Origin of the sequence: Mycobacterium sp. E796 (assembly GCF_001672815.1) — a bacterium.
Lineage (GTDB): Bacteria > Actinomycetota > Actinomycetes > Mycobacteriales > Mycobacteriaceae > Mycobacterium.
Window position 1 is genome coordinate 60,356 of the sequence record NZ_LZKK01000194.1, and the last position, 8,916, is coordinate 69,271.

The 8,916-nt window shown below is 67.3% G+C and carries 9 protein-coding genes; 5 read left to right on the forward strand and 4 right to left on the reverse strand.

All coding sequences use genetic code 11. From position 1 onward, the window contains the following. Positions 1 to 8: 8 nt before the first annotated feature. Positions 9 to 659, reverse strand: coding sequence for a response regulator transcription factor (locus A5706_RS14700; protein WP_304528396.1), 651 nt, complete (start codon positions 657 to 659; stop codon positions 9 to 11). Positions 660 to 669: 10 nt separating this feature from the next. Then, complete coding sequence (locus A5706_RS14705; RefSeq protein ID WP_068131811.1) at positions 670 to 1,461, reverse strand: universal stress protein; 792 nt, start codon at positions 1,459 to 1,461, stop codon at positions 670 to 672. 399 nt (positions 1,462 to 1,860) lie between these two features. Between A5706_RS14705 and A5706_RS14710 the strand changes: the two genes are divergently transcribed. After that, positions 1,861 to 3,033 (forward strand): PPE family protein, encoded by a 1,173-nt coding sequence (locus A5706_RS14710; RefSeq protein WP_068131813.1) that lies wholly within the window; start codon positions 1,861 to 1,863, stop codon positions 3,031 to 3,033. Between the two features lie 3 nt (positions 3,034 to 3,036). Here A5706_RS14710 and A5706_RS14715 read toward each other — a convergent pair whose 3' ends face one another. Next, the gene (locus tag A5706_RS14715; protein WP_068131851.1) at positions 3,037 to 3,366 is read right to left on the reverse strand and encodes a hypothetical protein; all 330 of its coding nucleotides are present in this window, start codon (positions 3,364 to 3,366) and stop codon (positions 3,037 to 3,039) included. A gap of 75 nt (positions 3,367 to 3,441) precedes the next feature. Between A5706_RS14715 and hisN the strand changes: the two genes are divergently transcribed. From hisN to A5706_RS14730, 3 genes are all read left to right on the forward strand, one after another. Then, positions 3,442 to 4,236, forward strand: a complete 795-nt coding sequence (hisN, locus tag A5706_RS14720) for a histidinol-phosphatase (protein WP_068131814.1) — start codon at positions 3,442 to 3,444, stop codon at positions 4,234 to 4,236. A gap of 80 nt (positions 4,237 to 4,316) precedes the next feature. Next, positions 4,317 to 5,738 (forward strand): acyl-CoA dehydrogenase family protein, encoded by a 1,422-nt coding sequence (locus A5706_RS14725; RefSeq protein WP_068131816.1) that lies wholly within the window; start codon positions 4,317 to 4,319, stop codon positions 5,736 to 5,738. A 32-nt stretch (positions 5,739 to 5,770) separates the two neighbouring features. Further along, the gene (locus tag A5706_RS14730) at positions 5,771 to 6,976 is read left to right on the forward strand and encodes an acyl-CoA dehydrogenase family protein (protein WP_068131818.1); all 1,206 of its coding nucleotides are present in this window, start codon (positions 5,771 to 5,773) and stop codon (positions 6,974 to 6,976) included. On the opposite strand, the gene A5706_RS14735 is transcribed toward A5706_RS14730, so the two are convergent. Beyond that, positions 6,969 to 7,625, reverse strand: coding sequence for a TetR/AcrR family transcriptional regulator (locus tag A5706_RS14735; RefSeq protein WP_082964383.1), 657 nt, complete (start codon positions 7,623 to 7,625; stop codon positions 6,969 to 6,971). The two genes, A5706_RS14730 and A5706_RS14735, sit on opposite strands and share 8 nt — an antisense overlap. A 102-nt stretch (positions 7,626 to 7,727) precedes the next feature. Here A5706_RS14735 and A5706_RS14740 point away from each other — a divergent pair. Further along, the coding region (locus A5706_RS14740) for an FAD-dependent monooxygenase (protein WP_156767129.1) at positions 7,728 to 8,916 on the forward strand (1,189 nt) is incomplete at its 3' end.

An 8,916-nucleotide genomic window follows, 5' to 3' on the forward strand; every position in this document is an offset into this window, starting at 1 on the left:
CCGGCGCCTCAAAACCATTGGCGGTAAGCGCGATTGGGCCGGCGGGACACCCCGAGTTTGACCAGCAGGCGCGACACGTGGTTCTTCACGACGTCTTCGGCAAGCAGCGTCCGGTCGGCGATTTGACGGTTGGTCAGGCCGTCGCCGAGCAATTTCAACAACGTTCGTTCCCGGTCGTTGAAGGCCCATAGCTCGTCGCTGTTCTCGATGGTCCACCACAGTCTCGCCATCAACGCGGCCGCGGCCTGAGTGTGGAGCAGCGACCGGCCGGCTCCCACATCCTTGATGGCGCAGGCCAATTCCATTCCCTTGACGTCTTTGACGACATAGCCGCTGGCGCCGGCCAGGATGGTTTTCAGCATCGCCTCGTCGGTGGTGAACGACGTCAGGATCAGACAGCGCAGATCCAGCATGCACGACAACAGCTCTCGGCACAGTTCGATGCCGTTGCCGTCGGGCAACCAGTCGTCGAGCACCGCGACGTCCGGGCCGACCGCGGGAATCTTGTTCATCGCCTCGGCGAAGGATCCGGCCTCGCCGACGCAGTCGAGTTCGGGGTCCGCACAAAGCAAATCGACCAGACCGCGCCGCACCGCCTCGTGGTCGTCGACCAGAAATACTCGTAACGCCGCTCCTTCGGAGCCCAACCGAGTCCCCACCCGCAGGTCTCTATAAGTTGCTCGAACGCGCGGCGAGAACGGAGGTTCCCGGGTGGTGCGCGCCGCAAACGTCGTAACAGGCACGCGCATCGGTCACGAACAGCTGATCCCGCTCCCCGTCGGCGGCCAGGTATTGCTCGACGGAACCGCGCACCACGTCGCATTCGACGCGCACGTCGGGATACAGGCGAGTCCAGCGCGCGATGCGTCGCCTCAGTTGGGCCCCCGCCGAACATTTCGTGTCTGGATCGTCGTCCCCCGCCGCCACGGCGATTGCCAGCACCGGCGCGTGCCGCAGCGTCGCCTCCTCGAAGGCGTGGCGCAGCGCCACCGTGTTGTCCGCCTGCACGATGACACGGTCGAGCTTGCCGGTTGCCGGCCTGCCCGCCGGGCGGCGGATGACGGCTACCGGACAGAGGGCCGACGCGGCCAGGTTCGCCGACAGGGACCCGACCCCACGGGCCGCATGACTCAGTCCGATGGATCCGACACAGATCATCGCCGCCGACCTTGACTCTTCGACCAGCTTGGCAAGCGGGCTGCCCCAGAGGATTTCGGCCTCGATCTTCACCTGTTGCCCGGTCGCCTCGACCGCCCGACGAGCGTCGTGCAACACGGCGCGGGCGGCGGCCAGTCGGCCGTCGTGGGCCCAGCGTGGTGGAGAATCCGGCGGCGCGACCACATACACCAACCGCAGCGGTATGTCTCGGCTGACCGCCTCGTCGACCGCCCAGCGCGCTGCATCGGTAGCCGTTTTCGACCCGTCGACACCAACGACGACCGTCGGGGCTGGCTGAAGCATCGCGGTCTCCTGTGCTGATCAGAGGGGACAAATCAGGGATTCGTCCCTCCCAACGCTATTGAGCCGGGACCGGCGCGACCCAGGGGCATTCGGTCTACAAATGGGGGCCATTGGTCCCTATCGGCGACGCAGCGGACGGTCACCGCCGTCGCACTGCCGCATCACTTCGCGGATTCCGCTTCGGGCGCCCGGCCCATAAATGAATTCGGTTGTTTTCAGGTATCGAAATCGAGGCGGACGTTATCGCAATGACCCACTTGCCTTTTCGTCTTAAAACTCCAGTACAAATGCGGATTGGCGCCTACATTTTTATGACCACCGCCGACGGGCCGGCGGCGGAAAGGTGCCGATTCGGGCTCGGCACGGTTCACCCGGCACACCCATAGGGGAGATCTGACAATGGATTACGCCTTTTTTCCGCCCGAATTCAATTCCGCCAGGATGTACAGCGGTCCGGGTTCCGGATCGCTATTGGCGGCGGCGGGAAGCTGGGACTCGCTGTCCGCCGAATTGGGCACCACGGCCGAGATGTATGGCTCGGTGCTCTCGGCCCTGACCACGCTGCACTGGCACGGCCCGGCGTCGGCGGCGATGACCGCCGCGGCGACTCCCTACGTCGAGTGGCTGACCACGGCCGCCCAACAGACGAAGCAGACCGCCATGCAGGCCAGGGCGGCCGTGGCGGCGTTTGACCAGGCCTTCGCGATGACGGTGCCCCCGCCGGTGATCGTGGCGAACCGGGCGCTGCTTCAGGCGCTGATCGCGACGAACTTCTTCGGACAGAACACCGCGGCGATCTCGGCTACCGAGACCCAGTACGCCGAAATGTGGGCCCAGGACGCCACTGCGATGAACGGCTACGCCGCGACCTCGGCGGCCGCTTCCCGGTTGACGTCGTTTGCGTCCCCGCAGCAGACCACCAACCCCGATGGCCTGAACGAGCAGACCGCCGCGGCCAATCAGGCGGCCGGCGACCCGTTGTCGCAGCTATACGACACGCTGCTCGGGTTTAGCACGCAGCTCTCCAACGGTCTGCAGAACTTGCTGAACCTCAGCCCGATTCCCATCACCTCCGGCGGCTGGAACAGCCTTAGCGTGCTGGATTCCATACAGCTCGTGAACACGTCAATCCAGGGGACCGGAACCCTCGCGGGTATACCCGCGGCGCTGAGCGGCAACACAGCCAATCTCTTCGGCATCCAAGCGAATATGGCGTACCTCGCCGGCCTCGGGGCGCCCGCGCCCGCACTCGGGCCGATAGGGCTCGGGCAATTGCAGGGCGCCGCGACGGGGGTAGGGGGATTACCCAACGCGATCACGGTCAGCATGGGGCGGGCGAACGCCATCGGGCCGATGTCGGTGCCCGCCAGCTGGTCGGCGCCGTCGGCCAGCCGCGTCTCGGCGCTGCAGCCCGCCGGCCTGACCACCCTTCCGGGCACCGACGAGCTGGCCGGTTCCGGCTATCCGGGTGTTCCCGGGATGCCGGCGGGGACGTTGGCCCGGGCATCGGGCGTCCTGCCGCGCTACGGAACCCGGCTCACGGTGATGACGCGCCCGCCCGCGGGCGGGTGACCGCTACGCGGCCGGCGGTTCGGCGGGAGCGAACCGCCAGTTGTCGGGGTTCTTGGGCGAATAGACCACCGGGAGCAGCTGGCCGATGGTCGGCCAGTGGTCGACGTCGACCGCCATGCGCTGATACACCTCGTGCTCGCTGACCGTGGGTCCGTTGATGACGCCGGCGACGGTGACATACTGCTCGCCGGCCGCGTCCGGTCGCGGGCTGACGCCGGTCACCAGCAGGGTGCCGCTCGCCAGCTCACCGCGGGGGCCGCGCGGGGCGAACCGCTGGGCAAGGGCGACCCCCAGGACCGCCACGAGCAGAATCAGCACACCGTATTCCCACATCCGGCCATGGTAGGACTGCTCCATGAGTCGCGCCGACGACGATGCAGAGCGAAGCGATGAGGAGGAGCGGCGCTGATGACCCGCCCCGACGACGATCTGGCGCTGGCGCTGGCGCTGGCCGACCGCGCCGACGCGCTGACCTCCGCGCGGTTCGGGGCGCTCGACCTGCGCGTCGACACCAAACCGGATCTGACCCCGGTCACGGACGCCGATCGCGCGGTCGAGACCGAACTGCGTGACGTGCTCGGGCGCGAACGGCCGGACGACGGCATCGTCGGCGAGGAGTTCGGTGGAACCGCCACCTTCAGCGGGCGGCAGTGGATCATCGATCCGATCGACGGCACCAAGAATTTCGTGCGCGGGGTGCCGGTCTGGGCCAGCCTGATCGCATTGCTCGAGGACGGCGTTTCGTCGGTCGGCGTCGTGAGCGCACCGGCGCTGCACCGCCGGTGGTGGGCGGCGCGTGGCCGCGGCGCGTTCACCGCAGTCGACGGCGGTCCCCCGCGATCGCTGTCCGTTTCCTCAGTGGCACAACTGGATTCGGCGAGCCTGTCGTTCTCCAGCCTGTCGGGATGGGCGCAACGCGGCCTGCGCGATCGCTTCGTCGACCTGACCGATGCGGTGTGGCGGGTGCGGGCCTACGGCGACTTCTTCTCTTACTGCCTGGTCGCCGAGGGGGCGGTCGACATCGCGGCCGAACCGGAGGTGTCGGTGTGGGATCTGGCGGCGCTCGACATCCTGGTGCGCGAGGCGGGCGGAACGTTCACCGGCCTGGACGGGACCGCGGGCCCGCACGCGGGCAGCGCCGTGGCGACAAACGGACTGCTGCATGAGCAGGTGCTTTCGCGCCTGCGCGCCTACGCTTTGTGAATTAGTTAACAGGCGGTCGCATCTATCTTACTCCGGAGTAAGATCGGTTTTATCCGCAACGCCCATCGATAGAGGCTGAAATGACCGACACCCGTTCCGGTTCAAAACAGACTTCAGAAAACACTCGCTCACGCATCCGACGGCGCGGCCACAAGACCGGCGTCGGGCTGCAACCGCACAAGCGCACGGGCATCGACATCACCCTGGCGCTGCTGACCCCGCTGGTCGGCCAGGAGTTTTTGGACAAATACCACCTCCGCGACCCGCTGAACCGGGGCCTGCGCTACGGCACGAAGACCGTCTTCTCCACCGCCGCGGCCACTTCCCGCCAGTTCAAGCGGGTGCAGAACCTGCGCGGCGGACCGACCCGGCTGAAGTCCAGCGGCAGGGACTACTTCGACCTGACGCCCGACGACGAGCAGAAGATGATCGTCGAGACCCTCGACGAGTTCGCCGCGGAGGTGCTGCGTCCCGCGGCGCACGACGCCGACGAGGCCGCGACCTACCCGCCCGACCTGATCGCGAAGGCCGCCGAGTTGGGCATCACCGCGATCAACATCCCCGAGGACTTCGACGGCATCGCCGCGCACCGCTCCAGCGTGACCAACGTGCTGGCGGCCGAGGCGCTGGCCTACGGGGACATGGGCCTGGCTCTGCCCATCCTGGCGCCCGGCGGTGTCGCCGCCGCCTTGACCCATTGGGGCAGCGCCGACCAGCAGGCCACCTACCTGCACGAGTTCGCCGGGGAGAACGTCCCCCAGGCGTGCGTGGCGATCGCCGAACCGCAACCGCTGTTCGACCCCACCCGGTTGAAGACGACCGCCGTGCGCACCCCGAGCGGCTACCGGCTCGACGGCGTGAAGTCTTTGGTTCCCGCCGCGGCCGACGCCGAGCTGTTCGTCGTCGGCGCCCAGCTGAACGGCAAGCCCGCGCTGTTCATCGTCGAATCGTCCGCCAAAGGCCTTACCGTCAAGGCGGATCCGAGCATGGGAATCCGCGCCGCGGCGCTGGGCCAGGTCGAGCTGGCCGGGGTGTCGGTGCCGCTGAGCGCCCGCCTCGGCGAACCGGATGCCCCCGACGCGGAATATGACGGGGCCTACTCCGAGGCGATCGCGCTGTCCCGGCTCGGCTGGGCGGCGCTCGCGGTCGGCACCTCGCACGCCGTGCTCGACTACGTCGTCCCCTACGTCAAGGAACGCCACGCCTTCGGCGAGCCGATCGCGCATCGTCAGGCCGTTGCCTTCATGTGCGCCAACATCGCCATCGAGTTGGACGGGCTGCGGCTGATCACCTGGCGCGGCGCCGCCCGCGCCGAACAGGGCCTGCCTTTCACCCGGGAGGCGGCGCTGGCCAAGCGGCTCGGCGCCGACAAGGGCATGCAGATCGGCCTGGACGGCGTGCAACTGCTCGGCGGCCACGGCTTTACCAAGGAGCACCCGGTCGAGCGCTGGTACCGCGACTTGCGGGCCATCGGCGTCGCCGAGGGCGTTGTCGTCATCTGAGTCGTCATCTAAAACGAGCTGAAAGTTCAACCATGGCAATCAATCTGGAACTGCCCCGCAAGCTGCAGTCGGTGATCGTCAAGACTCACCAGGGCGCCGCCGAGATGATGCGGCCGATCGCCCGCAAGTACGACCTCAAGGAGCACGCCTACCCGGTCGAGCTCGACACCCTGATCAGTCTTTTCGAGGGCGCCTCCGAATCGGTGGCATTCGCCGGGGCCGACGCGCTGCGCGACGAGGACGAGGACAGGGATCGAAACCACAACGGCGCCAACATGGCCGCGCTGCTGCAGACGATGGAAGCCTGTTGGGGCGACGTCGCGATGATGCTGTCGGTTCCCTATCAGGGACTCGGTAACGCCGCCATCTCCGCGGTCGCGACCAACGAACAGCTGGAACGCCTGGGCAAGGTATGGGCGGCGATGGCCATCACCGAGCCCGGCTTCGGGTCCGACTCGGCGGCGGTGTCCACCACCGCCAAGCTCGACGGCGACGAGTACGTCATCAACGGCGAGAAGATCTTCGTCACCGCGGGCTCGCGCGCCACCCACATCGTGGTGTGGGCCACGCTGGACAAGTCACAGGGCCGCGCCGCGATCAAGTCGTTCATCGTGCCGCGCGAACATCCCGGCGTCACCGTCGAACGCCTCGAGCACAAGCTCGGCATCAAGGGTTCGGACACCGCGGCGATCCGGTTCGACAACGTCCGCATTCCCAAGGACAACCTGCTGGGCAATCCCGAAATCGAGGTAGGCAAGGGCTTTTCGGGGGTGATGGAGACCTTCGACAACACCCGCCCGATCGTCGCCGCCATGGCCATCGGGGTCGGCCGCGCCGCGCTGGAGGAGATCCGCAAGATCCTGACCGAGGCGGGGGTCGAGATCTCCTACGACAGGCCCTCCCACGCCCAAAGCGCGGCCGCGGCGGAGTTCCTGCGGATGGAGGCCGACTGGGAGGCCAGCTACCTGCTGTCGCTACGCGCGGCGTGGCAGGCCGACAACAAGATCCCCAACTCCAAAGAGGCCTCGATGAGCAAGGCCAAGGCCGGGCGGATGGCCAGCGACGTCACCCTCAAGTCCGTCGAATTGGCAGGCACCGCAGGGTATTCCGAGCAGTCCATGCTGGAAAAGTGGGCGCGCGACTCCAAGATCCTGGACATCTTCGAGGGCACCCAGCAGATCCAGCAGCTGGTGGTCGCGCGGCGACTGCTGGGGCTGTCGTCGGCGGAACTCAAGTAGCCGGCGGCGGCAGTCGCAGGCCCTCCACCAAGATCGTGGACACCAGGCGTGCGTGCTCCTCGATCGCGGCACGTTCGAAAGGTGACGTGGCGTCGAACTTGGTCGCCAGCGGGACCAACGCCTGTGGCGCCGTGGCGCCGTGAGCCAACAGAAAATGGAAGGTCCGCAACGGAATCCGGCGGATAAGCCCGTTGTCGGCAAGGTGGGTGAGCAGCCGGGCGACGTCGGCGAGGATCGGCTCCATGTATGTGTCGTAGATGTAGTCCAGGCGCTCGGTGTCCCGGCGCCCTTCGATGTTCATCAACGCGACCAGCTCCGGGTGTTCGGCCGAGTACACCACGAACCGGTGCACCACCAGCCGTAGCTGCTCGAGCGGGTCGCTGACGGTCGGGTCGAAAAGCCCCTGCAGGTGGCGCATCAGCCGCCCGAACCCGAAATCCACCGCCGCGCGCCATAGTTCGTCCTTGCTGCCGAAGCGCTGGTAGATGAGGTTGTGGCTGACGCCCAGCTCCCTGTTCAGGGTCCGTAGCGACATCCCGTCGTACCCGACCGTGGAGAACATGGCCAACGCTTTGTCCAGGATCTCCTCGATCGGCATCGCGTCGGACGCTTTGGGGCGCCCGCGAGGCCGTTCCGGCTTGGTCGGCACGCGACCAGTATGCCATGACAGCTGTCAATTTAAATATTGACACTTATCAATTTATAACTTAGTTTGGTGAATCGCCGACCGCACGCGCAAGGAGTGATCGCCATGCCGGAACCCCTACGTGTCCCCGTCCTGATCGTGGGAGGGGGTCCGACCGGATTGGTGCTGGCGGCCGAGCTGTCCCGGCACGGGGTGTCCAGCCTCCTGGCCGAGCGCAACGAGAGCACCACGCTGTTCCCGAAGATGGACATCACCAACGGCGCGAGCATGGAGCTGTTGCGGCGCCTCGGGGTCGACGCCGAGCTGCGGGCGCTGGGAGTGGGCCCGCAGTATCCGTTCGACGTCATCTTCGCCAACTCCCTCAACGGGCCGGTCCTCGGCCGCTGGCGGCTGCCGTCGGTCGACGAGCAGCGGGCCCTCATCGCCGCGACGGCCGACGGCAGCTTGCCGGGCCAGGCCTGGCAGCGCTGCTCACAGTCGATCTTCGAGGCGATGATGATGGCGCGCGCGCACCGCGACCCGCTTGTCGACGTCCGGCAGGGCTGGCGGCTCCACATGTGCACCCAGGCCGGCGAGGTCGTGGTCGCCGAGTTGGTCGACAACGACGGCCGTACCGTCACCGTGCACGCCGATTACCTCGTCGGGTGTGACGGGGCGTCCAGCCGGGTGCGCAGCGAACTAGGCATCGGCATGGACGGGCTGCGCGACCTGACCACGTTCGCCATGGTGCATTTCCGATCGGCCGATCTGACGAATCTCCATGCGCTGGGCCAGTTCTGGCACTTGTACGCCGCAAACGGCGCGGTCCTGATAGCCCAGGACGAGAACGACACGTGGACGTTGCACCAAGACCTGGGCGCCGAGGTCGACGACCCCGATCCGATCGGCGATCCCCGGGAATTCGTCGCCCGCGCGGTGGGCCGGCCGATCGCCATCGACGAGATCCTCGTCTCGAGCCTGTGGCGGCCCAACGCCATGCTGGCCGACTCCTACGGCCGCGGCAGGATCCTGCTGGCCGGCGACTCGGCGCACACGATGATCCCCACCGGGGGATACGGCATGAACACCGGACTCGGCGACGCCGTGAACCTCGGCTGGAAACTCGCGGCGGCCCTGCAGGGTTGGGGCGGACCGGCGTTGTTGGCCAGCTACGAGACCGAGCGCCGGCCGATCGGGGAACGAAACCGCACCGCGTGCATAGAGAACGTGATGGTGATCCTGCAGTTCCGCGAGATGGTCGACAGCCGACTCGTCGCCGAGGACAGCGCCGCCGGCCGCGCGCACCGCGAGCAGA